The sequence below is a fragment of the Mixta gaviniae genome, assembly GCF_002953195.1.
Lineage (GTDB): Bacteria > Pseudomonadota > Gammaproteobacteria > Enterobacterales > Enterobacteriaceae > Mixta > Mixta gaviniae.
This window is the reverse complement of record NZ_CP026377.1, coordinates 3,821,126-3,847,245: the sequence shown is the minus strand read 5'-3', so window position 1 is coordinate 3,847,245 and position 26,120 is coordinate 3,821,126. Positions and strand designations below refer to the sequence as shown.

Below are 26,120 nucleotides of genomic sequence, written 5' to 3'. Positions count from 1 at the left end.
CCTATTACAGCCACGCCAAATGGATCAATTCAAAAGGATGTTGCATGTCTGTTGCCAGTGAGACCTCTACGCAGGTCTATAAAAAAATCTCGCAGGAAGTAGAACGAATTCTCGACAACCTTACCCTGCCTGTAAACGACCCTGCCTTACAGAAAGCTAACAGCAATGCCCGCCTTCAACTTGAGAGTTTCCAGACACGCCTGAACGAGGCAATTGACAGCCTGCGTTCTAATGCTGAATGGGAGACGTTTATCATCGCCTTTTACGGGGAGACGAATGCGGGAAAATCAACGGTCATTGAGGCACTGCGCATCCTGCTCCAAGAGAATACAAAGCTCACCAGGCAGGCAGCGTTTCGCCAGTTTCAGCAGCAACACGATCTCTCACCAGAGGCGCTTGAAAACGCGGATCGGGCTTTAAAAGAAAACGAAGCATTAGCAGCCTCTCTAAGTCAGGCCCTGGCGGAGGTGCGAGGCCGCTACTCAGATCGCGAAGCTGAACTCGATAAAGAATTGTCGCGGCTGAGTACGTTGATTGAGGATCAGAAGACGCGCTGGTCAGCAATACGTCGGCTACTGGCTCTTTGGATCTTATCTCAAGAGCAAAAGCAGTGGCGTCAGGTGAAACAGAAGCAGCAGGCATTAGAGGCAGAAATTCATCAGGAAACACAATCGTTTGCCGTGCAGAAAGCGGACTGTGATGCACAACGGCAGACGATGCTGAAGCAGCGCGCGCGGATGGATGAAAAGTTTGCCGAACTGAACGCACTGGCGGACGGTGAAATCATCGGCACGGGTATGTCCGATTTCACCTTGGACGCCACTCTCTATCCTTTTGAGTCGTGCGGTCAGCGCTTTGCCCTGCTGGACGTACCCGGTATTGAAGGTAAGGAGAGCAAGGTGCGCGAGCAGATACAGCGCGCGGTCGAGAAAGCGCACGCCGTTTTTTATGTCACCAGTAAAGCCACGGCGCCGCAGAAAGGTGATGAGGATAATCCCGGCACACTGGAGAAAATCAGGTCACATCTCAATGCGCAGACTGAAGTCTGGACGTTGTTCAATAAGCGTGTAACGAATGCTATGGCGCTTGGAAGACCCCTCGTTAATGAGGATGAAGCGCACAGTATTCAGGATCTGGACGACAAAATGCGCGAGCAGTTGGGTAAAAACTATCGTCAAACGCTGGTTGTCAGCGCCATGCCTGCTTTTCTCAGTCTGGCCGAACACCTGGTCCCCGGTGGGCCCAACGCGAAGAGTCGCGATAAGTTCCTGAAAGCCTTTACCCCGGAAGAATTGCTCGAAAAAACGGGCGTTTCAGCGCTTGCGCGCGTACTGACACAACAGCTTGTCGCCGACAGCAAGTCAAAAATTGCCCGATCGAACATACAGAAAACCCGCGTTGTGCTGGATGACATTGCCGCACAGGTGAGCGTGCTGCAGTCAGACACCTACGCAAAACTTGTCTGGCAGCTTAATGAGGACAAAAACAGCGCACACAAGCAGCTTGATCACGCACTGAAATCACTGCGCCAGCGTCTGATTGACCGCGCGGAGGAGAGCGTTAGTCGTTTCCGCAATCATGCGCGCGAGCGTATCTATAAAGTGATTGACGGTGATATCAGTAACGATCGCTTTAAAAGTGAGCTGGAGGCCATGATTAGCCTAGAGCACGCTTCGCTTGAAAAGTCTCTTCCAGGGATACTTAAAGCCGAACTTGAGCGCTTTCAGTCAGAGATCAGTGACATTGTTGCGCAGTTTCAGCAGCACGCTCGCGGGATCCTCAATACCTTTTCACGCCTCCAGACGCACAGATTCAGCAGTAATATTCCCCTCACGATTGATATCGATAACGGCATCAACGTCACGGGACTTCTGGCGACACTCGCGGGCGGCGCGCTACTTTTCTGGAACCCCGCCGGGTGGCTTGTCCTCGGCCCGGCGCTGGCGAATCTGGCATTTGCGGCCTACAAAGCCCTGCGCAGCATGATCAGCTCCAGTTACAAAATGTCTCAGCAGAAGCAGTCCGCTGACAAAAATCTCAGCAACGTGGCTGCCCACATGAACGACGCCATTGTCGACGGCATTCAAAAAGCCTTCCCGGAGCTGCAAGAGAAAATCGCTGAGATTAAAGACATGCTGGAGGAGCCTGTGAAACAGGTTTCGGGCATCAATGAGCTCCTGATCCAGGCCGCGGCCGGATTACGCCTTTTATCCACTGGAATTGATTTTTCTGGAGCGAAGTAATGGAAAAAACGCTGGATGTTTTTAAAGCGCAGCAGTCCCGCAATGTTCACATTCTGGATGAACTCACCGCCTTTCTTGAGCAGGGTGAGAAGGTCGGCGTCCCGGTCGATGTGCAGCTCATCAATAAAATTGAAGCGGCCAAAGAGAATGCCGCGAACGGGAAATTAAAAATCGCGCTGATTGGAGGGTTCTCCGAAGGGAAAACCTCAATAGCTGCCGCCTGGATGGGGCGTCTCGATAAAGCGAGCATGAATATCAGCCATCAGGAATCTTCCAACGAAGTCAAAGTGTACGACGTGGGATCGGACTTTGTCCTGATTGACACGCCCGGGTTGTTTGGCTTCAAAGAACAGTTCAACGAAGACACCCGGGCTGTCGAAAAATACAAGGACATGACCAAAAAGTACATCAGTGAGGCGCATTTGATCCTCTATGTCATGAACTCCACCAATCCGATAAAAGAGAGCCATAAGGCCGACCTTGAATGGCTCTTCCGTACCCTGAACCTGCTTGAACGTACGGTGTTCGTTCTCAGCCGCTTCGATGAAGTAGCGGACGTGGAGGATGAGGACGATTACGCCGCCAACGTAGAGGTGAAGCGCCAGAACGTGCGTGCGCGTTTGGACGACCTGATCGCGCTCACTTCCCTGGAACATGATGCGCTAAATATTGTCGCCGTCGCGGCTAACCCTTTTGATATGGGGACCGAATACTGGCTGGATAACCCGGAAAAATTCCGTGCGCTGTCTCATATCAGTGAACTGCAGGACGCGACGAGCGACAAGATAGAAAAAAGCGGGGGAGCACTGGCGCTGAGTGAAGAAACGAAAAAGAGTGTTATCAGGGATATCCTGACCCGGAAGCTGCCGGAAGCCATCGCGAATGATGTGCGTATCCGACAGGAAGTAGAAGATCTCTCATCCATTCATGTCCGGCTCAGCAAAGAGCTGCTGACCATGCAGCGCGATATCGCGGAAGCGCGCATCAGTCTCAATAACTTTGTACTCGACTACTTTAAAGATTTGATACTTCGCGCCCGGGGCCTAAGTCTCGAAACCTATATGGAGTTTTTCGAGAGCGAAATCGGTGAGCAAGGCATCATCATTGATACCCGCCTGGACAACGAGTTCGCCCGCCGCGTGCAGTCCGTAAACAATGCCATCCAGAAGATGCATCTGGGCTACAGCGCTGAAATCAATCACTACAACGGCAATATGGCGGCGATGGGCAAGCAGGGTCTGAATTATGTCGTTAAGAGCAACTTAATTAACAGTGCAACCGTGATTGCCGCTCGTGATGGGGTGGTGTCCGTTGGTAAAATGGCCGGGTTAGAGCTGGGAAAATTGCTGAAGTTTAAACCTTGGGGAGCCATTAAATTTGCTAAAGGCCTGAACGGGGCGCTGGTGTTCGCCGGCGTGGCGCTGGAATTGTGGGATACCTACAGCCAGGCAAAGCGTGAGGCGGAGTTCAAAAAAATGATCGACTCCATGATTTCGAACTTTAACCAGCAACGCGATGGATTAATCAGTGTGCTGGGAGGAAGTGAATTCGCACGCGATTATTTTACCGGTTTCGCACTGATGCAGGATGAAATGGCGAGCCTTGAACGCGCAATGCAGGCGATTCAGGAGCAACAGTCACTCTTTGCCCGCTGGCGTGCGGATGCGGAAGCGATTGATGCGGAATACACGCGCGTGAACGACTAAGCTTCGGGAGAAAAAATGGACATTTTAGCGCTGGAAGCGTTGCTGAATCAGATGAAAAGCCTTCCCCAGCCACGTAAAACGGAAGCGAATATTTTTTCCTCAGGTGCCCGCGGGCACTATGAAAATCCTGTCAGCGATGTGCTGGCCTTCTTTCTCGATCCTGACGGTGGTCACGGGCTGGGGCCACTGGCGGCAGAGGCGCTGTTCAGCTGCATGGGGCTGGCAAACACGTTCAACGCCCAACTGTCCGCACCGCCTCAGCGTGAAGTCAGCACTGGAAGAGGGAACCGGATCGACATCCTGCTTGAGGGTGAAGACTGGGTAATGATCATCGAGAACAAGGTCTGGCATCTGCAGAATAATCCCTTTGATGATTACCTCACGTGCCTTCAACAGGAAGCGTATCAGGGCAAAACGCCCCTTTGCGTGGTGTTATCACCCAACGGTTGTGCGCCTGAGGGCTGGGTTGGGGTCAGTTACCGGCAGCTTACCGGTGCATTGTCTTCGCGGATCGGGGAAGCCTATATGGCTTCATCATTAAACAAATGGCTGGTCATACTGCGTGAGTATGTCCTGCATCTGGAGTTACTTGTGAGCCACCCTGCTGTTACAACTGAAACCGAAGCGTTTGTTCTGACTAATCTCCATCGCATTGCAGAAATAGAAGAGCTCAAGAAAACCGTCATTAAAACGTTGTCCGGAGAATGCCAGCGTTACCTTACTGAACATTTCAGCGACAAGGGCTATGAGATCAAAGCCCGTCTGACTAACTGGTCTGGCTTTCCGGTACTGCGCTTTAAATGTTCCCACTGGTTCTCACCTTCAGATGTGGTTCTGTATCTGAACGGAACGGTGGATGAGTGGTTTGAAGTGATCACTTACGCCTGCGATCTTGAAAATGAGCAGATGCGTGAAAGAGCGATCGCGATGCTCAACATCGAGGGAAGTGAGGAAGAGTATGAGGAAGAAGCCAACGGAAGAATTTTGGGTTTCTTTTCCTGCCATGTCCCGCAGGAAACCCCTAAATCTGAATTGCTTTCGGATCTGGCAAAGCGGATGACGTTACTGGATAACTTTGAGCGTGAGCTCCGCTGAGCTCTGTGGGACGGCAACCCGGCCCATTTTACGCTGGGTTTAAGAGGCGGCGCATGAATAACAGCGCGGCACCGGCTCAGCGTGGATTACGTTGCTTTGCGATGTTACTGACATTGCAAAACTGAATTGGGCACGAGCGATTGTGACGTGCCTTGCCCGGATACGTTTTCAAATGATGCCTTGAAGATGGCAAAGAGCTTATTACATTAATTTTTAAATGTCTTACATGGAGAATGTATGGGGTTGTTCACTTTAGAAGAGCAGGAGTTTCGGGCAGTGTCGAAAACGACGTTTGCGCGCGAATCCATTCTTGAACGCAGAGATATCCAGTCGGCCTTAGCCAGAAAGATAAGCCATTTCGTTCCTGACTGCATGGTCATTCAGGAAGAGTTTAATAACTGGGAGGACAGTCAGCGCAGGATCGATTTGCTCTGCATCGATAAAAATTTCAATCTGGTCGTCATTGAGCTCAAACGTGATGAGCAGGGCGCCCATATGGAGCTTCAGGCAGTAAGGTATGCTGCTATGGTTTCGCAAATGACGTTTCATGAAGCTGCTGAGTGCTATCAAAAATATCTCGATAAAGAAGGTGTCGAAAAAAATGCAGAGAATGAAATCCTCAATTTCTGTGAGAGAGAAGAAAGCGAAATTGCTGATTTTAATACGCAGGTGCGGATTGTTTTAATATCAGCTGATTTCTCTAAAGAGGTCACAAACACAGTCCTGTGGCTTAACAATAATGGTCTTAATATCAGCTGTTTCAGGCTAAGTCCATATCTTCATCTCGACAAACTGCTGGTGAATTTCGAACAAATAATCCCGTTGCCAGAGGCAAAAGATTTTCTTGTCCGACAAAAGCGCAAAGAAATAGAAGCCATGAAGGCAAATGAAAAATCTGAGAAAGATTATTCTAAATTTGTTTTTAGAGGCGCGACATATAACAAGCGTAACTTGGCTTTTGAGCTTATGAGCGACTGGATAGCGGAGAATGAACCGGAGAATATAAACTCTGTTATATCGATCTTTGGAAAGGATGTTCATCGCAGTCTTATAAAGTTGGAATCAGACGTCACTCTGTCACGACGAAAGCGTTTTCATGAGGCGCCCATTGAGCTCATCTCTGGTGAGACGGTGCTGATTACCAACCAATGGAGTATCGGCTCTATTCAGCGGCTGATTACAACGTTTGAAAATCTTGGTTATAAAATAACCGCACAACGTCCTGAATGAGGCTAATGAGGGCAAAGAGCAAGATCTTGCATCAGAAATACCAGCTTATTTAACCGTCTTGCTGGTTGAGGTGTGCATGTCCTGCTTTCAAAACTAACGTGTTAAGCCGATAGCAGCGCACGCTTCTTGCCCTCGACTTTAGCCGATTAGGCATAAAAAGCGCCCATAAGCCAGCCGTAGAGTTGGCGATAACCTGCGCTACGACTCGGCAGTCGTCTGGATTACTCGTGGCGATTCAGAAAACATAAATTAAGTCACACTGAGAAAATCTTAAAAACAATAAGCCGAACGTCCGACTTTGGCACAAAGCGGACTTGCAACAGGGTACACCTTCTGAGAGCGCATAGTGGAAATTTGCAAGGAATCACTGACATCATAAAGTTTTAATCAACGGGCAGTAGGTCTGTGAGCTTCGCCTCAGAGTTTTCCACTACCAGCAGCTTACTGCCTTATGCAGACGCACAGTCGCATGCAAAGCCGGGCATTTCATCATCAAGCGCCTGTAGTGCTAACTGCCGCTGATTTCCAGAACGGTTCACTAAGTTAAAACACAAGGTGTGTCTCTTTCTCACTCCAGTCAAGACATGCTTGTTTTATATACAAAAACTGATTGTAGGTTTTCAAATTATGATCATTGCGTTGTTTACCGTTTGACGGTTTTGATCATTATCAAGTGATCAGAATTCATGATCATATTCTTCAGCGATGTGTTGAAAAATCATATCCAAGGCTTAATTAACATTGGGTCAAAAAGCCCAATGGGAAAGTTGAAAAGATACTGGCGGGCAGTGGTGACGTTCAAACCGTAAAAATCCGCATACTCTCTGACGTTACAATGCCTCAACCATGCATCACCGTAGTAGTTATCAAAATGCTGAGCCCAGATATTACTCATTGGCTGTCGCGACAACTGGCGATACGCTGTGCGTTGAGGAAGCTGATGCTCAGAAATGTATTTCTGAACCGTAAGCCGCTGCTGCTGGTGGAACTGCCGACGATGATAAACCCAAAACAGCACACGGATTGCTGCACCTCCACATTTATGCAGATTGTTGTACATCAAGCGGTTAGGAAGCTTATGCGCTTGTGCATATTGTTGCTGCGTTACGCCATTCAAAATCGCTTCACGACGATAATTTTGTTTGTGATATGCCCACTGGGTACGCCATGTCTCGCTCCAGAAGTTGTAATCCTTGTAATGCACGTCGCACTCTATGGCAGACAGCAGGAAACGCTCAAACAACTCATCCAGCGTTGCAGGCAGAGCATGCAGGTGCTGCTTTCTTTGCATACGCTGTTCATCAGTCAGCGGCACAATTTCATAACCGGTTAGCCAATCAATGCCGCCTACATAAGTCTTCATCTTACGATTAAGTGAGTGAGGCAGCGAAATTCTAGCGTTTCTGCTTGTTTTGTTTTCCATCTTTATCAACTTTCAAAATATTTACAGCCAGCACGCTAACAACCATGGATTAACCAGATTAGCCGGGAAGTTACACAAATAGCGGCTTGCGGTGGACGTATTTAGGTAATACCAGCGGCAATACTGTGAAACGCTGATATTGCATGGCCAGTAATAGCGGTAATAACGCTCAAAATGACGGTGCCAGTGAGGGCTCAGTTTAGTACCAGCCACGATGCTATTACCGTCAGGCAGGCGGCCCCTGAGTGTACTAAAACGCTGCAGCGCTCGTCTGAGCGCCTTCATTGGCAGTGAGGCAGCCTTATCCAATTGTTGGCTATCTGACAAAGTTAGTGCCGTAGGCTTACCAGCAGAGTGCTCTGCGGGAGTGAAAAGCGAATCCAGCTTTCCGGGAAGAGGGCAATGCGCTTGTGCCCGATCAAAATGGGCAATCTGAGTACGTAATCGTGCAGTTTTAGTATGTTTTTCTTTTTTCAAATACGGGTAATGCCGGGTTCCGGAACGCGCGATGTCTTTAGCAATTCCTTCCTTAGAGTGCCGCTTAGCAAAGTAACTCACCCGCAGTAACAATGCGGTCATAGCCTCAGTATTGTTCTTTCGAATTAAATAGTAACCATGCTTTGGAAACCAGACCGTTCCGCCCGTTGCTATTTTCCAGCGGCTCTCCACCAGCTTGTTAATTTTAAGAGGATGACGCACGTAGTTGCTATCAACCATCAACAGGTAATGATAATGCTGTGCTGGTGCCTGATTCTGTTCTCTTACCCAAAATACCCGAGCAAAGCTTTTGGGATACTCCTTCCTTAAAGCAGGAATCAATAGCTGATGAAAGCGGGTAATAACGCGGTTGTCAGCCGTGTATTGAGGCAGATGAAAATCATAACGGATTGCCAGAAAGCGAGAGCAACTGGCATAAGTTCTATCAACTGCCTTGAACAGAGAATTCATGATCTTCACATCCTGCTGACTCTCTTCAGGCATGACTGGCCAGAGAACATCGTCATACAGAAACTCGCCTTTAGCCCGGATATCCGGATAAACCGTACTGCGCGTAATATTATTAATTACCGGCTCCTGATGGGCTGAATCCAGACTGCCAATTTCACTGTTTATCATAGGGTTACGGATGTATCAGAATCACGGATTGATAACGATTTGATGCGCTTGTTGTTTCAAATGGTTGCATCAGCAGATAAAAAGAAAGGCTGGAAATTCCAGCCTTGCTTAGAGGTTTAGCAGCAGTTATCGAGCCACTGTTGATACTGTGTGACTGTCCAGCCCATAGTTCTGCCTGCACGTTTTTTTGGCGCAGGAAACTCACCGCTGATTACCCAGCGGTAAAGGGTGGTTCGGCTGCAATTCAGGAGATCAAGCATCTCACATATACGGATCAGACGTTGAGGGCCCGGAAGGTGACTGACAGTCGTTGATAAAGAATTGATATGTTTCATGTTAAATTTCTCGGTAGCGAATCAATATGAAACGTATCTTAAAAACCGAGAGGGTTTATGTCGTGGATACCTTAGAAAGATACCTTGGTGACCTTTGTTATCCTGCTGATTAAGATGACTTAATTTTTCTTGTTTTTTGCATCTGTCTCTTTTCAATCCGCAACTGATGAAGATCAGTCACGTCGCGTTCAAGCAGGCTAATCGCTTCCCGAAGATTTTTCAGGCATTGCTCTTCACTCATTGGAAAACACCCTTCCGCTGGCCAGAATAGCGGGATCTTACTTTCGACCAACCTCAAAAGCTCTGGCGCTTTTGGCAGTAGATCTTTTGAAGAGGTGAGCCTGTTTTTATCGTACAAACTGGCTATGACAGCAATGAGAAACTCTTCCCGTTTAGCTGCATAAGTTTCGGCTTTCTCTATAGGAGCAGCCAGACGTTTTTCCAGCGCCTCAATTTTTTCTTTAAGTACCAGGTTTTCGGCTTTTATGTCCGAGCTATCTTGTTCACTTGCCAGCTCTTCTGGTCTTGCCGTATCAAGTGTAATCCCAAGCGCAGCAGTAATTTCTGTACGAAGAAAACCACAATCAGCCAGCTTATTAGTATTCATGACATCATCTCTCACTGCTCGCAGTGCTGCCTCAGCATTCGGATAGTAATCAGGGGCACCTATGTTTGGTGCGCCGTGTTTATCTAAAAGCTGAAAAAAGGCAACTGGCGGAATGTCGCTCCAACGTCCATCACTAAACCAGTGAAGTGATGGCTGCACTTTTGCACTTCGATACTTTTTCAATGCCAGAAGACACAAGGCATTGTAACTTTGATCTGCGTAAAGTTGTTTAAGCTGTTCAAAAAGAGACTTAACACTGATAAAGCGTTCTGCATCTGACTGGTGCGCGAGCTGTTCTTTGCGCAGTTGCTGAATGGAATCGTCGAAACTCATAACTTGTTTTTGACCTGTAATCCTGGGATGGTTCAGATAAGGCTGTGTTGATGATTGAATCGAACGGCTGTAAGGCTTTTCGAAAACAGGGAATCAGGATTCTGGCAAACATCCAGACAGACATTTAAACCCAAGCTGCTTGCGTCACCCAGCCATTCACTTACGTCACCCACTACATCACCTGAATCGCATCCAAAGAAAAAGGAGTCAGACGATTTCTCATCTAACTCCTTGTTTTATTTGGTGGCCCCTGCTGGACTTGAACCAGCGACCAAGCGATTATGAGTCGCCTGCTCTAACCACTGAGCTAAGGGGCCTGTGGGGCGTGATTATAAAGTAACTCGCCTGGGCAATCCAGCTATCGCTTATCGGTTGGCGCTTTTTACAGCAGTTCAATCGATTGAAAAACCTTTATTTCTTTGAATGTTGGCAGCGCAACGGGACAGGTCGCAAAAAGCGGATGTTAGCCTCGGGCGATCGATTGCTAAACTCATTATTAGCGTCACGTCAGGCTGACGTCCAACAGGAGAGCAGGGATGAGTGATCACGAGATCAAAGATATTATCGCACCCGGCCTGCGGGTGGTTTTTTGCGGCATCAATCCGGGAAAATCGTCCGCCCATACCGGCCATCACTTCGCGTATTCAGGTAACCGCTTCTGGAAAACGCTCTGGCTGGCCGGCTTTACCGAGCGTCAGCTTAAGCCAGAAGAGGAGCTGCATCTGCTGGATACCCGCTGCGGCATCACTCGCCTGGTCGATCGGCCGACGAAAGAGGCCAGCGAGCTGTCAACGGATGAGCTGCGCGAAGGCGGCAAATCGCTGATAGAAAAAATGCTGCATTACCAGCCAGCGGCGCTGGCGGTATTAGGCAAAGATGCTTACCGAAAGGCGTTTCGTCAAAGCAAGGTAGAGTGGGGCAAGCAGCCGGCGACCATCGGCGAAACGGAGGTCTGGGTGCTGCCTAATCCCAGTGGGCTAAACCGTGCCACGCAGGAGAAGCTGACCGAAGCCTATCAGGAGCTGGAAAACGCCCTGACACTGCGCGGGCGTTAGGCAATAAAAAAGGCTTCCCACAGGAAGCCTTTTTACGCTCTCGATACGCTTAGTCGTCCAGGAAGCTGCGCAGCACTTCCGAGCGGCTCGGGTGACGCAGCTTACGCAGCGCCTTCGCCTCAATCTGACGAATACGCTCACGGGTAACGTCAAACTGCTTGCCAACCTCTTCCAGCGTGTGGTCGGTATTCATATCGATACCGAAACGCATACGCAGCACCTTCGCTTCACGGGCCGTCAGGCCAGCCAGCACGTCATGTGTTGCAGAGCGCAGGCTCTCGGAGGTGGCCGAATCGAGGGGCAGCTCCAGCGTGGTGTCTTCGATAAAATCGCCCAGATGCGAATCTTCATCATCGCCAATCGGCGTCTCCATAGAGATCGGCTCTTTCGCGATTTTCAGCACTTTGCGGATCTTATCTTCCGGCATCAGCATACGCTCGGCCAGCTCTTCTGGCGTCGGTTCACGGCCCATCTCTTGCAGCATCTGACGAGAAATACGGTTGAGCTTGTTGATCGTCTCAATCATATGCACCGGAATACGGATGGTGCGCGCCTGATCCGCGATAGAGCGGGTGATCGCCTGACGGATCCACCAGGTGGCGTAGGTGGAGAACTTATAGCCGCGACGGTATTCGAACTTATCTACCGCCTTCATCAGACCGATGTTGCCTTCCTGAATCAGATCCAGGAACTGCAGGCCGCGGTTGGTATATTTCTTGGCGATGGAGATCACCAGACGCAGGTTCGCTTCCACCATCTCTTTCTTGGCGCGGCGCGCTTTCGCTTCGCCGATCGACATGCGACGGTTGATATCTTTTACCTGCTCGATCGTCAGGCCGGTCTCTTCCTCGATCTGCATCAGCTTCTGCATGCTGCGCTGCACATCTTCTTCTACGTCGCGCAGTTTTTCAGACCAGGGCTTATTCATTGCCAGCGCCGCCTGGAACCAGGTTGGGCTGGTTTCATTACCGGTAAACAGGGTAATGAAGTTTTTCTTCGGCATCTTGCACAGTTCAACGCACAGCTTCATGATGATGCGCTCTTGCGTGCGCACGCGCTCCATCATTTCGCGCATGTTGTTGACCAGATAGTCAAACTGCTTTGGCACCAGACGGAACTGCTTGAACACTTCCGACAGCTTCTGGATTTCTTCCACCGCATCAGGATGGCTGCGGCCTTTCGCTTTGATCGTCAGACGCGTCGCTTCATACTGATCGCGCAGCTCGATGAATTTTTCGCGCGCCAGCTCAGGATCGATGCTGTTGTCGTCATCGCTGCTGTCGCTGTCGTCATCATCATCTTCGTCATCTTCGTCGTCGCGCTCTTCTTCTGACAGCTCAGAGCCAACGTGCGTAGCGGTTGGAGCCAGATCTTCTTCGGCATTCGGATCGACGAAGCCGGTAATCAGGTCTGACAGGCGTGACTCGCCCGCTTCAACGCGATCGTACTGCTCCAGCAGATAAGTGATCGCTTCCGGGTATTCGGCGACGGAACACTGCACCTGGTTGATACCGTCTTCGATGCGTTTGGCGATGTCGATTTCGCCTTCGCGCGTCAGCAGTTCGACGGTGCCCATCTCGCGCATGTACATGCGAACGGGATCGGTCGTGCGTCCGATTTCAGATTCTACGCTGGATAACACTTGAGCTGCCGCTTCAGCCGCATCTTCGTCCGTGTCAGCGCTGTTTTCGTTCAGCATCAGATCATCGGCATCAGGCGCTTCTTCCACAACCTGAATGCCCATGTCGTTGATCATCTGGATGATGTCTTCGATCTGATCGGAGTCGACGATATCTTCCGGCAGATGGTCGTTGACCTCGGCATAGGTCAGATAGCCTTGCTCCTTACCACGGGTGACAAGCAGCTTGAGCTGTGACTGCGGGTTTTGCTCCATAAGACGGTATCCACACTTCTGTTAATTTGATTGGTGTCGGGTCAGCCATAAGGGCCAACAATAACAGTTGAAGGCGTTTGGATTATTGCCGCTGCCCTCGTGGCGGCTTTCAGGGTCTACCTGACTATATATCGGCACTTAAGCCGCTAAAGTTTGCTGTGAGACTGTCTGCTTATCCTTTTGCGTGCCGGCCCGCGCTGCTCCCTGTCTTCTGATTATCGCCGGGAAAGCGGTGCCGTAAGCGCTGGTAACGTCTCTTAATACCAACGCGATCGCGAATCTATTTCTTTGCCAGCGCCTGGCTGAGCGAGCGCACTTCTTCGCGCTCTTCAGGGCTGAGGCCGTGGGTTCTGGAGCGCGCGATCAGCGCTTCCAGACGCTGCTCCAGCGCCGAATCGTACATTTTCGCCAGAGAGTCCTGAAACATCGCCTCTACTTCGTCATCAACAATCATGTGGTTCCATGTTGCGAGCGTTTCAAGGTGCTGGCTAAAATTTGTGCCGCGATATAACTCTAGTAGCTGGCCGGTGGTCAGGCCAGGATTTGCGTTGCAACTCTGCACCAGTTCCATAAAAAGCGGCAAACCGGGCATATTCAGCTGCTCCAGCCCCTGCAGCGAGGGCACCATCGCTGCCAGGTGCGGGTTCTGCACCAGCAACCCCACCAAAATGCGCATGGTGGTGCGCTTCAGCTGCGGCGCGGCGGGCTGAACGCCGCTTTCCGCCTGCTTCGGCAACAGCTTCTCCAGCTGGTTGTCATCCAGGATGCCGAGCATATTGCCCAGCTCCTGACGCAGATAGATGCGCAGCGTTTCGCCGGGGATCTGACTAATCAGCGGCAGCGCCAGCGTACTCAGACGCGTCCGGCCGTCGCGGGTACTCAAATCGACCTGCGGCAGCAGCGTATCGAACAAGAAGCTGGAGAGCGGCATTGCCTGCTCCATCCGCGCTTCGAACGCTGCTTTACCCTCTTTGCGAATCAGCGTATCCGGATCTTCGCCGTCAGGCAGAAACATAAAGCGTAGCTGACGACCGTCATTCATGTAAGGCAATGCGGTCTCTAAAGCACGCCATGCTGCTTCGCGGCCCGCCCGGTCGCCGTCATAACAGCAGATCACGTTGTCCGTACTGCGAAACAGCAGCTGGATATGATCGGCCGTAGTGGAGGTACCGAGCGACGCGACAGCGTAATCGATGCCGAACTGCGCCAGTGCCACCACATCCATATAGCCTTCGACCACCAACAGCTTCGCCGGTTCGGGATGCTGCTTCTGGGCCTCATACAGGCCATAGAGCTGACGGCCTTTATGGAAAATATCGGTTTCCGGCGAGTTCAAATATTTTGGCGTGCCGTCGCCCAATACGCGTCCGCCAAAGCCGATAACCCGGCCACGCTTGTCGCGGATAGGGAACATAACGCGGTCGCGGAACCGATCGTAACTGCGCCCCTGATCGTTGGTGACCAGCATGCCCGCATCGATCAGCGATTGGCGATCGTCGGGATTGCGGCCGAAACGCTTCAGGGCGTTATCCCAGCCTGGCGGCGCGAAGCCGATGGCGAAATGCGCAATCACCTCGTCGCTTAATCCGCGCTGGTTGAGATAGGCGCGCGCCGCGGTCGCCTGAGACTGAGTCAGCGCCTGCTGATAAAACTCAGCAAGCCCGGTCATAAGCTGATAAAGACTTTGACGCTGATGGCGTTCCAGCTGGCTGGGACCGCTGCCTGCTTCATAGGGCACTTCCAGCCCGTGCAGGGTAGCCAGCTCTTCAATACTTTCGACAAACTCCAGACGATCGTAATTCATCAGGAAGTCGATAGCATTGCCGTGAGCGCCGCAGCCGAAACAGTGATAGAACTGCTTCTCACCGTTAACGGTGAAAGAGGGGGTTTTTTCGTTATGGAAAGGACAGCACGCGTGGAAATTCTTACCCTGTTTTTTTAACTTAACGCGGGCATCAATCAGATCCACAATGTCCGTGCGGGCAAGTAAGTCATTAATAAATACGCGTGGAATTCGTCCGGCCATAAGCCCCGTTTTCTTCGCTCATAAACGAAAATAAGCCGCGCTTCCTTCCGGAAAGCACGGCCTCTAACTTGACTCTGTCTGCGTTTAACACGCGGTGGAAGCGCAAGGCCTCCGGAAGAAATTAGTACAGACGAGTGCGGCGTGCGTTTTCGCGAGCCAGTTTCTTGGCATGACGCTTAACTGCAGACGCTTTAGCGCGCTTACGTTCGGTAGTCGGTTTTTCATAAAACTCACGACGACGAACTTCAGCCAGAACGCCTGCTTTTTCGCAGGAACGCTTGAAGCGACGCAGTGCTACGTCGAACGGCTCGTTTTCACGTACTTTAATTACCGGCATGTAACTCTCACCTCGATAAAATTCGGTCTTTCGCTGACGTCAGCGTCAGCTCATTTCAAAATGGTGCGGAATTTTACAACAATAGCGTCTGCGTTGTAAAGCAACATTGAGCTATGCAAACCAACAGGGCCGTTGGCGGCTGCCGGATTTTCGCAGGCGGAAGAGTATATCTTAAAGCGCTAAACGGCGTTCAATATTTTTTCGTTTTTTGTTCATAAAGCAGGCAGGCGTCTCACAAAATCGCGCCAGCGCCGCCAGGCGCTGTGGTACACTGCGCGCCGCAACAGAGAGGTAAAGCAACCATGCGCGTTCTGGGTATTGAAACATCCTGCGATGAAACCGGCATTGCTATTTATGACGATGAGGCCGGTTTGCTCGCCAATCAACTCTATAGTCAGGTGAAAGTCCATGCCGATTATGGCGGGGTGGTGCCGGAGCTGGCTTCACGCGATCACGTGCGTAAAACCGTGCCGCTGATTCAGGCCGCGCTGCAGGAAGCGGGGCTGGAAGGCAAGGATATCGACGCGGTCGCCTATACCGCCGGGCCGGGGCTGGTCGGCGCGCTGCTGGTCGGCGCGACCATCGGCCGATCGCTGGCGTTTGCCTGGCAGGTGCCTGCTGTACCGGTACACCATATGGAAGGGCATCTGCTGGCGCCGATGCTGGAAGATAATCCGCCGCAGTTTCCGTTCGTTGCGCTGCTGGTCTCCGGCGGGCATACGCAGCTGATCGGCGTGACCGGCATTGGCGAATATACGCTGTTGGGTGAGTCGATTGACGACGCCGCCGGCGAAGCCTTCGATAAAACCGCCAAACTGCTGGGTCTCGATTACCCGGGCGGACCAATGCTCTCCCGCATGGCGCAACAGGGCACGCCGGGCCGCTTCACCTTCCCGCGTCCGATGACCGACCGGCCAGGGCTTGATTTCAGCTTCTCTGGTTTGAAAACCTTCGCAGCTAACACCATCCGCGAAAACAGTGACGATGCGCAGACCCATGCGGATATTGCGCGTGCCTTCGAGGACGCGGTGGTCGATACGCTGGCGATCAAGTGCAAGCGCGCGCTCGATCAGACCGGCTTTAAACGCCTGGTGATGGCGGGCGGCGTCAGCGCCAACCGCACGCTGCGCGCGAAACTGGCGGAGATGATGCAGGCGCGCGGCGGAGAGGTCTTTTATGCCCGCCCTGAATTCTGCACCGACAACGGCGCGATGATCGCCTATGCCGGCATGGTGCGCCTGAAGGGCGGCACGCGCGGCGAGCTTGGCGTGACCGTGCGTCCGCGCTGGCCGCTGGCTGAGCTGCCGGCGATCGCCTAAACGGGCGCGTATGCGCAGACATTAAAAAGAAAACGATGCGGTTATCCGTCCGGGAAACCGCATCGTTTGTATCCAAAGGGGTTAGTTGCCCATCAGCTTGTTCAGCACGCCGCCAAACACGGGGATGTGGCTAATCACGCTTTCAATGCCCATGCCAACGTACTGGCCGACGCTTTTACCCAGCTGCTGCCCGAGATCCGGGAAATACGCTTTAATATCCAGGACGCCAAGAATGGGAATTTTTACCGTCATTTCAGGCAGGAAAGCGTAAAGCGAATCACCAATAAAATCGCCTACGGCCCCAGCGATGTCGGCGATAAAACCACCGCCGCTGATATCAATACATTCACTCTGCGTTAGCTCTCTCATGCGTTACCCTCTTTTTTCTTCCGTTGAATATTCATCCTGAGATGAAAGCTATCTTCTGCCGTGACAGGCCCGCCTGAGCCGATGCGTAACGGCCATTGCCGGCGCGCTGCAGCTCATGCCGCCGCTAAATGTAACAACCGGAGAGAACGCGCGACTGCGCTTTTTGCTAATTAAGCTTTTCCAGAACCGACATGCCCTTTGTCGGCGCAGAGCGCCAGACGCGGAAAGCGAGCCATGGCAGGCGCAGGAAGAAAAGAGGTGCAGGCGTGGAAAGCGAGCAGTTGCAGGCGCGAGAAGAGAGGAGTGTCAGGCGCGGGAAGAGAAAAGGCACAGGCGCGCCAGGGAGAAGGCCGGCGCACGGTCACTTAGCGAGGCTAAGCGGGGAATTATTTACGCTTCTTTTTCCAGATCTTCGTTTCCTGGCCACGCCACAGACGCTGAATATTATCATGATGGCGCAACAGGATAAGGCAGGAGAGCATGGCGACCGGAAAGGTAAACTGCGGTTTAAACCACCAGACGTAGAAAGGCGCGATCAGTGCGCTGACAATCGCGCCCAGCGAAGAGTAGCCGCTCAGCAGCACCGTCAGCAGCCAGGTGCCCGTCATCAGGCCGGTCAGATCCCAGCCGATAGGGGCAATGGCACCAAAGGCGGTAGCGACGCCCTTGCCGCCGCGAAAGCGAAAGAAAACCGGATAGATATGGCCAAGACAGGCGGCGATAGCGGTCAGGCCAAGATAGACCGGCGAAACGCCGAGCGCGTAGGCCAGCCATACGGGCAGCATGCCCTTCAGCACATCAAATGCCAGCACTGCCGCCGCGGCCCCTTTGCCGCCAATGCGCAGTACATTGGTCGCGCCAGGATTGCCTGAGCCGTTATGCCGTGGATCCGGAAGCCCTGCCAGCCGGCAAACCAGAATAGCGCTGGAAATAGATCCGCACAGATACGCGAAAATGATCATACCAAGCGCGATAGCACTCATAACACCGTTCCGTTTCGTAAGGGTCGTTTTATTCTCATCATCTGTGGATAATACGCATAATTCGCCGGGAGTGGTATCCGGTTAACGTAAAAACAGAGAGTGCCATCATGGATATCGTATTTATAGAACAGCTGTCGGTGATCACCACGATTGGCGTTTACGACTGGGAACAAACCATCCAGCAAAAACTGGTGTTCGATGTCGAAATGGCCTGGGATAATCGTCAGGCGGCGGCCAGCGATGACGTGAATGATTGCCTGAGCTACGCTGATGTCGCCAGCGCGATCATCGATCATGTTGGCCAGGGGCGTTTCGCGCTGGTAGAGCGCGTAGCTGAAGAGGTCGCCACGCTGCTGCTGGCGCGTTTTGCCTCGTCCTGGGTGCGTATCAAAGTCAGCAAGCCGGGCGCGGTTGCGCAGGCGGCGCAGGTGGGCGTTATCATCGAGCGCGGAACCCGTCAGCGCTAGCGGGGACAATTCTGAAATAGATCCAATGTGATTGCTATCACAATGAAACCGAACCACATTATGGCTGTCATAAAGCACGCTTAACGCTGAGTTGGCATCTTTTCTGGCGGTTACGTTTCGCACGTCCGCCTTTTTAATGGTTCAAACATTAGGGTAGAGGACATTTGATGGCAGATATTCATCAGCTTTGGGTGGCTGCAATCCTTGGCATTGTTGAGGGACTGACGGAGTTTCTTCCAGTCTCATCCACCGGTCATATGATCATTGTTGGACATCTGCTGGGTTTTGACGGCGATAAAGCGGAAACATTCGAAGTAGTTATCCAGCTCGGCTCCATTCTCGCCGTGGTGGTGATGTTCTGGCGGCGCCTGTTTGGTCTGATTGGCATCCGCTTCGGCGAAGTGAAGCATGAAGGGGTCGGCACCGGACATCTGACGCTGATCCATATTCTGTTGGGCATGGTGCCGGCGGTGGTGATCGGCTTGCTGCTGCACGATCAGATCAAGACGCTGTTTAACCCGATCAACGTGATGTATGCGCTGATTGTCGGCGGCGTGCTGCTGCTGGCTGCAGAGTTCCTGAAGCCGAAGCAGCCGAAAGCGCCGGGCATTGACGATATCACCTATCTGCAGGCGTTTATTATCGGCTGTTTCCAGTGTCTGGCACTGTGGCCGGGCTTCTCGCGTTCGGGCGCCACCATTTCCGGCGGCATGCTGATGGGCGTTAGCCGTTACGCGGCTTCTGAATTCTCGTTTATTCTCGCCGTGCCGATGATGATGGGCGCCACCGTTCTCGATCTCTATAAGAGCCGCGGTTTCCTGACGATGGATGACTTCCCGATGTTCGCCGTGGGCTTTGTCACCGCGTTTATCGTGGCGCTGCTGGCGATCAAGTTCTTCCTGCATATCATTAAACGCATTTCGTTTGTGCCTTTTGCCATCTACCGCTTTATTGTGGCGGCCGCGGTCTACATGGTCTTTATGTAACGCACAGGCGGCACGAAAAAAAGGAGGCGCATGCGCCTCCTTTTTTATATTCCCTTTCTGACGTTATGCCTTATTCATCGTCACGCCTTTAACGCCGCGCGCCAGCTCTCTACCGCCGCGCAGCGGCGACGGGTCAACTCCTCGCGCACCTGCGCGCCCTGAAAACCGGCATCGATCACCGCTTTGGTCGGCACTGCCTGTGCGATACGGAACGCTTCGCGCACGTAGGCGCCCTGCGGATAAGGGTTGCTCTCCCATCCGGCGCGCCCGCGCGCATCCGCTTCGCTGGTTTGCGCCAGCTGCTCGACGCGCTGCGGCTTACGCCACGCATCAACGCGATCGAACAGCGCGATCACGCGCTCGGCGGGCTGATTATCGATGGTATGCACCACATCATGAAACTCCGCCACCAGCACCGCCAGATCGCGAAGGGTGTTCGGCACGCGCAGACGCTGACAGATATTTTCTACCAGCGGGACACCTGCGGGGCCGTGTCCGGGATGGCTGGGCCACTTCTCCGGCGGCGTCAACCCCTTGCCGACATCATGGCAAAGCGTGGCAAAACGCACGTCAGGTTCCGGCGTCAGCTGCGCCGCAATCGCGACGGTCATCAGCGTATGCACGCCGGTATCGATTTCCGGATGCCACTTCGCCGGCGCGGGAACGCCGAACAGGTTATCAATCTCCGGGAAAAGTACCGCCAGCGCGCCACAGTCGCGCAGCACCTGAAAATAGACCTGCGGATTACGCGCGCGCAGTGCATTCTCGGTCTCTTTCCAGACGCGCTCGGCGGTCAAGTGCGCCAGCTCGCCGCTGGCGGCCATCGAACCCATTAGCGCCATGGTCTCATCGGCGATGCGAAAGCTCAGGTGCGCATAGCGGGCGGCGAAGCGCGCCACGCGCAGCACGCGCAGCGGATCCTCGACAAAAGCGTCTGAAACGTGGCGCAACAGTCGCTTTTCCAGATCCTGGCGGCCCTGATACGGGTCGATGTAGTGGCCTGCTTCATCCTGCGCGATGGCGTTGATGGTGAGATCGCGGCGCTGCAGATCCTGCTCCAGCGACACGTCCGGCGCCGACCAGGTAACAAAGCCGGTATAGCCGCTACCCGATTTACGCTCGGTACGCGCCAGGGCGTACTCTTCCCGGCTTTCAGGGTGCAGAAAAACCGGGAAATCGCGGCCTACCTGCTGGTAGCCCTGCGCCAGCATCATCTCGGGCGTGGCGCCGACCACCACCCAGTCTTTGTCTTTGACCGGCAGCTTAAGCAAACCATCGCGCACCGCGCCACCGACAAGGTATGTTTTCACTACGGGTCTTCTCCAGAGTTCAGTCAATCAATCGTCAGGCGTACCGGCGAAAGCTTACCGCGCCGGTGAAACAGCGTGTCCTGAATCGTTATTCTGGCACAACAATAGCAGAATTACGGAAACGACAGCAGCAGGGCGAGCGGTTGCAGCCCTGTTGCCGTCGCGATAGGCATGAAAAACGCGTGGCGGGTTAGTTCATCCAGCGATTATTCTTTTTGCGGCGCGGGATCATGTGCGGCAACAGCAGACCCAGCAGCAGGCCTACGCCCGCCACGCCGCCGCCATACATAAACCACTGCATGATAATGGCACGCTGCTTGTCATCCAGCTGCACGTTGGCGGCGTTCACCTTTTTCTGCGCCACAATCAGCTGATTTCGCAGCTGCTGGTTTTCATCTTTCAGACCGTTAATCACGCTGTCGCTGGCCGCCACCTTTTTCTGCATATCGGCGGTGCGCTGGTTCCAACTGTTGTCGATATTGGCCAGCTTATCGGTCAGATCTTTCACCTGCTGCTGTAGCTGCGGTACGCGGGTGCGCAGGCTCGGCTCGACGCTCAGCTGCGCCAGCGGGATCCAGTTGGTTTTGCCTTCCGCATCGCGGATTTGGCCATACTGGCTGTCATTATTGGTCTGCAGCAGGGTGACCTGCTCGCCGGCGTTCAGCTTGCCGACCAGGCGATACTGATCGCCGGGGCCGCTGCGCACCCAGGTGGATAACTCATCAGAAATATAGCGTTTCTCTTCGGCATGGGCGGACAAAGTTACGCTGAAAGTCAGCAAAGTCAGGGCAATAAGGTGTGATTTTTTCATTCGATATCGTTTTTTCATCTGTTCCGGAAAAATTTTAGGGCACAGTCTGGATAGGCTACGCAAAAATCTGAATGAGAACTATCCTGGTCTCAAACCGATGCGGCAACGCTCGCGAAAGCATAATAAAGCAGAGACAGCAGCAGGTTATCTGCATTACTCTTCGGCTTATTCCTGAAATCTGCGCCAGTGAAAGATTGAATGAAAAATTATGACCATTGAAATTGAATTAAAGTTCATTGCCACGCCGCACGCGGCGGAACAGCTTGGCAGCCGGTTGGCCGCATGGCCGCACAGTTACAGCGCGCCCATCGCTCTGACCAACATCTATTATGAGACGCCGGACAACCAGCTGCGCCGCTGGGATATGGGGCTGCGCATCCGCGGCGTCGGCGAACAGTATGAGATGACCCTGAAAACCGCCGGCCAGACGGTTGGCGGTCTGCACCAGCGTCCCGAATACAATGTCGATATCGCGAAGCCGGAGCTGGATATCGCCCGACTGCCGGCGGAGGTCTGGCCGGCAGGCTGCGATCTTGAGGCGCTGCAGCAGCAGCTGACGCCGCTGTTCACCAGCCATTTCAGCCGTGAAAGATGGCTGGTCACCTGCGGCGAAAGCGAGATCGAGGTGGCACTCGATCGGGGTGATATCAAAGCGAACGGGCTTAGCGAGCCGCTGCATGAAATCGAGCTGGAGCTGAAGCACGGCAAGCTGGCGGATCTGCTGGCGCTGGCAACGGAGCTGGCAAAAATGGAGGGTTTGCGTCTTGGCAGCCTGAGCAAGGCGGCGCGCGGCTACTGGCTGTCGCAGGGCAAACCACAGCAGCCGGCGCGTCCGCTGCCGGTGCTGCAGGCCAAACCGAAAGCGACGGTGGAAGAGGGCATGCAGGCGGCGCTGAGCCTGGCGCTGCGCCACTGGCAGTATCATGAAGAGCTGTGGCTGCGCGACGAGCCCGGCGCCCAGGAGGGCGTGCTGGAAGCGCTGGAGACCGTGCGTCAGGCGTTTTCGCTCTTCGGTGCGCTGGTGCCGCGCAAGGCAAGCAGCCAGCTGCGCCAGAAGCTGACCAGCCTGATTGAAGCGCTGGAAGAAGGGCGGCCCGACGCGCAGGCGTTCTGTTACAGCCCGCAGTGGCTTGATGCCCAGCTAAGCCTTTCCGGTTGGCTGCTTAACACAGGCTGGCGTCCTTTTGTCGACGGCAAAAACGCCGAGCGGCTGCAGGGCTCCTTCAAACGCTTCGCCGATATCATGCTGGGGCGCGTCGCCGCCGATCTGAAAGAAACCTTCGGCACTGTGCGCCAGTATAACGAGTATCAGGATAAAGCGGTGCGGCTGACGCGCCAGCTGCTGGCGGTGCATCTGCTGGCGGGCGCCTATCCTCTGCAGGATGTCGAACACTGGCTGCACGGCTGGCAGCAGCTGGCGCAGGCCATTCATGCGAACCGCTATAACGAGCTGGATCCGCTGTGCCGTCAGGCGCTGCGGCAGCCGGCTTTCTGGCTTAACGGCAACGTCTGATCACCTTTCAGGGAGAGGTTATGCTGCCAACATTTACCGGACCGCTGCCTGCACTGCTGCAGCAGCAAGCGGAAAAAGCGGCACAGCGGCTGGATCGCCCGCTGACGTCGCTGAGCATTCAACAACAGGCGGTGCTGGCTTTCAGTGATTTTGTCGCCGATAGCCTGCAGCAGCACCCGGAATGGTGGCAGCAGTTAAGCGAGCAGCCGCCGCAGCCCGCTGAGTGGCAACATTACGCCGACTGGCTGAATGCGCAGCTGGAGGCCGTGAGCGATGAAGCGGCACTGATGCGGGAGCTGCGTCTGTTTCGGCGCCGCATGATGGCGCGTATCGCCTGGATGCAAAACACCGGCGAGAGCGGCACCGAGGCGTCGCTGCGGCAGCTGAGCGCGCTGGCGGAAACCCTGATAGTCGCAGCGCGCGACTGGCTGTGGCGAGCCTGCTGCGTTGAGTTCGGTACCCCCTGCAATGCGGCGGGCGAGGCGCAGCCGCTGCTGATCCTCGGCATGGGGAAGCTGGGCGGCGGCGAGTTGAACTTCTCCTCTGATATCGATCTTATTTTCGTCTGGCCGGAAAACGGCGCGACCCGCGGCGGCCGACGCGAGCTGGATAACGCGCAATTCTTTACGCGGCTCGGTCAGCGCCTGATTAAGGTTCTCGATCAGCCGACGGCGGACGGCTTCGTTTATCGCGTAGATATGCGTCTGCGGCCGTTTGGCGACAGCGGCCCGCTGGTTCTTAGCTTCGCCGCGCTGGAGGATTACTACCAGGAGCAAGGGCGCGACTGGGAGCGCTATGCCATGGTTAAGGCGCGCCTGATGGGCGACAGCGACGACCGCTGGAGCCAGGAGCTGCAGCAGATGCTACGTCCCTTTATCTACCGCCGCTATATCGATTTCAGCGTGATTCAGTCGCTGCGCAATATGAAAGGCATGATTGCCCGCGAGGTGCGGCGGCGTGGCCTGAAGGACAATATCAAGCTCGGCGCCGGCGGTATCCGCGAATGCGAATTTATCGTGCAGGTGTTTCAGCTGATTCGCGGCGGCCGCGAGCGTACCCTGCAGCAGCGCGCGTTGCTGCCGACTCTCTCTGCGATTGAAGCGCTGCATCTGCTGACGCAGCCGCAGGTTAACGCGCTGCGCGAAGCCTATCTCTTTTTACGGCGGCTGGAAAACCTGCTGCAAAGCATCAATGACGAACAGACGCAAACCCTGCCGGCCGACGAACTGAATCAGGCGCGTCTGGCCTGGGCGATGGGATGCGAAAGCTGGGCGGCGCTGCATCAAACGCTGGAGCAGCAGATGGCGCAGGTGCGGCTGATCTTCAACGAGCTGATCGGCGAAGATACGCCGGATGGCGCGGACGAGAGCGAAAACCAGGAGATGAGCGAACTCTGGCACGACAAGCTGGAGCAGAGCGAGCTGGATAGCCTGCTGACGCATCTTGATGGCGAGGCAAGGAAAAATCTGCTGCGCACGCTGACGGAATTCCGTCAGGACGTGGATAAGCGCACCATCGGCCCGCGCGGCCGGCTGGCGCTCGATCAGCTGATGCCGCGCCTGCTGAACGAAGTTTGCGCGCGCGTCGATGCGGATAGCACCCTGCGCCGTCTTATTCCGCTGCTGCTGGGCGTGGTGACCCGCACTACCTATCTGGAGCTGTTAACCGAATCCCCCGGCGCGCTGAAGCAGTTGATCCGGCTGGTCGCCGCCTCGCCGATGATCGCCAGCCAGCTGGCGCGTTATCCACTGTTGCTGGATGAGCTGCTGGATCCCGCCACGCTTTATCAGCCTACCGCGACCGATGCCTATCGGGATGAGCTGCGGCAGTATCTGCTGCGTATTCCGGAAGAAGATGAGGAGCAGCAGCTGGAAGCGCTGCGTCAGTTTAAGCAGGTGCAGCAGCTGCGCATCGCCGCGGCGGATATCGCAGGCACGCTGCCGGTGATGAAAGTCAGCGACCATTTGACCTGGCTGGCCGAGGCGATGATTCAGGCGGTGGTGCAGCAGGCCTGGAATATGATGGTGCAGCGTTACGGGCGGCCTTCGCATCTGCAGCAGGACGAACGCGGCTTCGCCGTGGTCGGTTATGGCAAGCTTGGCGGCTGGGAGCTGGGCTACAGTTCCGATCTTGATCTGGTGTTCCTGCATAATTGTCCGGCGGAGGCTGTGACCGAGGGTGAACGCGCCATCGACGGCCGCCAGTTTTATCTGCGCCTGGCGCAGCGCGTCATGCATCTGTTCAGTACTCGCACCTCCTCCGGTATTCTCTATGAAGTGGACGCGCGCCTGCGGCCTTCCGGCTCCGCCGGCATGCTGGTCAGCACGCTGGAGGCGTTTGAAGAGTATCAGCGCCAGGAGGCCTGGACCTGGGAGCATCAGGCACTGGTGCGGGCGCGCATCGTCTATGGCGAACCGGCGCTAAGCCAGCGTTTTGAAGCGATCCGCCGACAGATCCTCTGCCTGCCGCGCGAGGCGGCGCTCCTGCAAACCGAAGTGCGCGAGATGCGTGAAAAGATGTATGCGCACCTGAGCCATAAGCACAAAAGCCGCTGGGACATCAAAGCGGATGCTGGCGGGATCACGGATATCGAATTTATTACGCAATATCTGGTGCTGCGCTATGCGGCTCAGGAGCCGGGGCTGACGGGCTGGTCCGATAACGTGCGCATTCTGGCGCTGCTGGCGCGGCATAACAAAATCACGCAGCAGGAAGCGGATGCGCTGACCGAGGCGTACGTTACGTTGCGCGATGAGCTGCACCATCTGGCGCTGCAGGAGCAGGCCGGCCACGTTGCGCCGGAGGCGTTTAGCCATGAGCGGCAGATCGTTCAGGAGAGCTGGCAACGCTGGCTGCAAACCGCCCCGGGCGGCGCCTGACGGAACCTTGATGCGCGGCGCAGCGTTTTGACGCAGCTGTGCTATTATCGCGCGCAATATTTTTACTGCAGTCTGGAGTCTCT

Annotated in this window: 21 protein-coding genes and 1 tRNA gene; 10 read left to right on the top strand and 12 right to left on the bottom strand. The window is 54.2% G+C overall.

From position 1 onward, the window contains the following. Positions 1-44: 44 nt before the first annotated feature. The 4 genes from C2E15_RS17990 to C2E15_RS17975 all read left to right on the top strand — a co-directional run bounded on the left by C2E15_RS17990 (position 45) and on the right by C2E15_RS17975 (position 6,274). Positions 45-2,243, top strand: coding sequence for a dynamin family protein (locus C2E15_RS17990; RefSeq protein ID WP_104958589.1), 2,199 nt, complete (start codon positions 45-47; stop codon positions 2,241-2,243). Continuing rightward, the gene (locus C2E15_RS17985) at positions 2,243-3,949 is read left to right on the top strand and encodes a LeoA/HP0731 family dynamin-like GTPase (protein ID WP_028723597.1); all 1,707 of its coding nucleotides are present in this window, start codon (positions 2,243-2,245) and stop codon (positions 3,947-3,949) included. The genes C2E15_RS17990 and C2E15_RS17985 overlap by 1 nt, the downstream gene beginning before the upstream one ends. A gap of 15 nt (positions 3,950-3,964) precedes the next feature. Then, on the top strand, positions 3,965-5,044 hold the full coding sequence (locus tag C2E15_RS17980) for a PD-(D/E)XK nuclease family protein (RefSeq protein WP_028723596.1): 1,080 nt from the start codon (positions 3,965-3,967) through the stop codon (positions 5,042-5,044). Between the two features lie 237 nt (positions 5,045-5,281). Beyond that, positions 5,282-6,274 carry a PDDEXK family nuclease gene (locus C2E15_RS17975; RefSeq protein WP_104958588.1) on the top strand — a complete coding sequence of 331 codons (993 nt, stop codon included), beginning with the start codon at positions 5,282-5,284 and terminating at the stop codon, positions 6,272-6,274. A 718-nt stretch (positions 6,275-6,992) separates the two neighbouring features. On the opposite strand, the gene C2E15_RS17970 is transcribed toward C2E15_RS17975, so the two are convergent. The 5 genes from C2E15_RS17970 to C2E15_RS17950 all read right to left on the bottom strand — a co-directional run bounded on the left by C2E15_RS17970 (position 6,993) and on the right by C2E15_RS17950 (position 10,405). Continuing rightward, positions 6,993-7,697, bottom strand: a complete 705-nt coding sequence (locus C2E15_RS17970) for a hypothetical protein (protein WP_146108565.1) — start codon at positions 7,695-7,697, stop codon at positions 6,993-6,995. 21 nt (positions 7,698-7,718) lie between these two features. Next, a complete protein-coding gene (locus C2E15_RS17965) occupies positions 7,719-8,813 on the bottom strand; it encodes a YagK/YfjJ domain-containing protein (RefSeq protein ID WP_104958586.1) in 1,095 nt (364 codons plus the stop codon). Between the two features lie 116 nt (positions 8,814-8,929). Then, positions 8,930-9,148 carry a helix-turn-helix transcriptional regulator gene (locus tag C2E15_RS17960; RefSeq protein ID WP_071994876.1) on the bottom strand — a complete coding sequence of 73 codons (219 nt, stop codon included), beginning with the start codon at positions 9,146-9,148 and terminating at the stop codon, positions 8,930-8,932. A 109-nt stretch (positions 9,149-9,257) separates the two neighbouring features. Next, on the bottom strand, positions 9,258-10,088 hold the full coding sequence (locus C2E15_RS17955; protein WP_104958585.1) for a hypothetical protein: 831 nt from the start codon (positions 10,086-10,088) through the stop codon (positions 9,258-9,260). A gap of 241 nt (positions 10,089-10,329) precedes the next feature. After that, positions 10,330-10,405, bottom strand: a tRNA-Ile gene (locus tag C2E15_RS17950). Between the two features lie 219 nt (positions 10,406-10,624). On the opposite strand from C2E15_RS17950, the gene mug reads away from it, so the two are divergent. Next, on the top strand, positions 10,625-11,143 hold the full coding sequence (mug, locus tag C2E15_RS17945) for a G/U mismatch-specific DNA glycosylase (RefSeq protein WP_104958584.1): 519 nt from the start codon (positions 10,625-10,627) through the stop codon (positions 11,141-11,143). Positions 11,144-11,192: 49 nt separating this feature from the next. Here mug and rpoD read toward each other — a convergent pair whose 3' ends face one another. From rpoD to rpsU, 3 genes are all read right to left on the bottom strand, one after another. Then, positions 11,193-13,037: an RNA polymerase sigma factor RpoD gene (gene rpoD, locus C2E15_RS17940; RefSeq protein WP_104958583.1), complete on the bottom strand. Its 1,845-nt coding sequence runs from the start codon at positions 13,035-13,037 to the stop codon at positions 11,193-11,195. A gap of 280 nt (positions 13,038-13,317) precedes the next feature. Beyond that, the gene (gene dnaG / locus C2E15_RS17935; RefSeq protein WP_104958582.1) at positions 13,318-15,063 is read right to left on the bottom strand and encodes a DNA primase; all 1,746 of its coding nucleotides are present in this window, start codon (positions 15,061-15,063) and stop codon (positions 13,318-13,320) included. A gap of 121 nt (positions 15,064-15,184) precedes the next feature. Beyond that, positions 15,185-15,400 carry a 30S ribosomal protein S21 gene (gene rpsU, locus C2E15_RS17930; RefSeq protein WP_001144069.1) on the bottom strand — a complete coding sequence of 72 codons (216 nt, stop codon included), beginning with the start codon at positions 15,398-15,400 and terminating at the stop codon, positions 15,185-15,187. Between the two features lie 302 nt (positions 15,401-15,702). Between rpsU and tsaD the strand changes: the two genes are divergently transcribed. Continuing rightward, the gene (tsaD, locus tag C2E15_RS17925) at positions 15,703-16,719 is read left to right on the top strand and encodes a tRNA (adenosine(37)-N6)-threonylcarbamoyltransferase complex transferase subunit TsaD (RefSeq protein ID WP_104958581.1); all 1,017 of its coding nucleotides are present in this window, start codon (positions 15,703-15,705) and stop codon (positions 16,717-16,719) included. An 81-nt stretch (positions 16,720-16,800) separates the two neighbouring features. Here the strand turns inward: tsaD and C2E15_RS17920 are convergent, their stop codons facing one another. Further along, positions 16,801-17,088 (bottom strand): hypothetical protein, encoded by a 288-nt coding sequence (locus C2E15_RS17920; protein WP_104958580.1) that lies wholly within the window; start codon positions 17,086-17,088, stop codon positions 16,801-16,803. Positions 17,089-17,474: 386 nt separating this feature from the next. Beyond that, positions 17,475-18,071 (bottom strand): glycerol-3-phosphate 1-O-acyltransferase PlsY, encoded by a 597-nt coding sequence (gene plsY / locus C2E15_RS17915; RefSeq protein ID WP_104958579.1) that lies wholly within the window; start codon positions 18,069-18,071, stop codon positions 17,475-17,477. 107 nt (positions 18,072-18,178) lie between these two features. Between plsY and folB the strand changes: the two genes are divergently transcribed. Together folB and bacA are read left to right on the top strand one after the other, a co-directional pair. Then, positions 18,179-18,538, top strand: a complete 360-nt coding sequence (gene folB / locus C2E15_RS17910; RefSeq protein ID WP_104958578.1) for a bifunctional dihydroneopterin aldolase/7,8-dihydroneopterin epimerase — start codon at positions 18,179-18,181, stop codon at positions 18,536-18,538. Between the two features lie 167 nt (positions 18,539-18,705). Continuing rightward, positions 18,706-19,524 (top strand): undecaprenyl-diphosphate phosphatase, encoded by an 819-nt coding sequence (gene bacA, locus C2E15_RS17905; RefSeq protein ID WP_104958577.1) that lies wholly within the window; start codon positions 18,706-18,708, stop codon positions 19,522-19,524. Between the two features lie 80 nt (positions 19,525-19,604). Here the strand turns inward: bacA and C2E15_RS17900 are convergent, their stop codons facing one another. Both C2E15_RS17900 and C2E15_RS17895 read right to left on the bottom strand, forming a co-directional pair. Beyond that, positions 19,605-20,834: a multifunctional CCA addition/repair protein gene (locus tag C2E15_RS17900; RefSeq protein ID WP_104958576.1), complete on the bottom strand. Its 1,230-nt coding sequence runs from the start codon at positions 20,832-20,834 to the stop codon at positions 19,605-19,607. A 190-nt stretch (positions 20,835-21,024) separates the two neighbouring features. Then, positions 21,025-21,645: a TIGR04211 family SH3 domain-containing protein gene (locus tag C2E15_RS17895; protein ID WP_104958575.1), complete on the bottom strand. Its 621-nt coding sequence runs from the start codon at positions 21,643-21,645 to the stop codon at positions 21,025-21,027. A 208-nt stretch (positions 21,646-21,853) separates the two neighbouring features. On the opposite strand from C2E15_RS17895, the gene C2E15_RS17890 reads away from it, so the two are divergent. Further along, complete coding sequence (locus C2E15_RS17890; RefSeq protein ID WP_104958574.1) at positions 21,854-23,158, top strand: CYTH domain-containing protein; 1,305 nt, start codon at positions 21,854-21,856, stop codon at positions 23,156-23,158. A 20-nt stretch (positions 23,159-23,178) separates the two neighbouring features. Beyond that, positions 23,179-26,037 carry a bifunctional [glutamate--ammonia ligase]-adenylyl-L-tyrosine phosphorylase/[glutamate--ammonia-ligase] adenylyltransferase gene (gene glnE / locus C2E15_RS17885; protein ID WP_104958573.1) on the top strand — a complete coding sequence of 953 codons (2,859 nt, stop codon included), beginning with the start codon at positions 23,179-23,181 and terminating at the stop codon, positions 26,035-26,037. Positions 26,038-26,120: the final 83 nt, after the last annotated feature.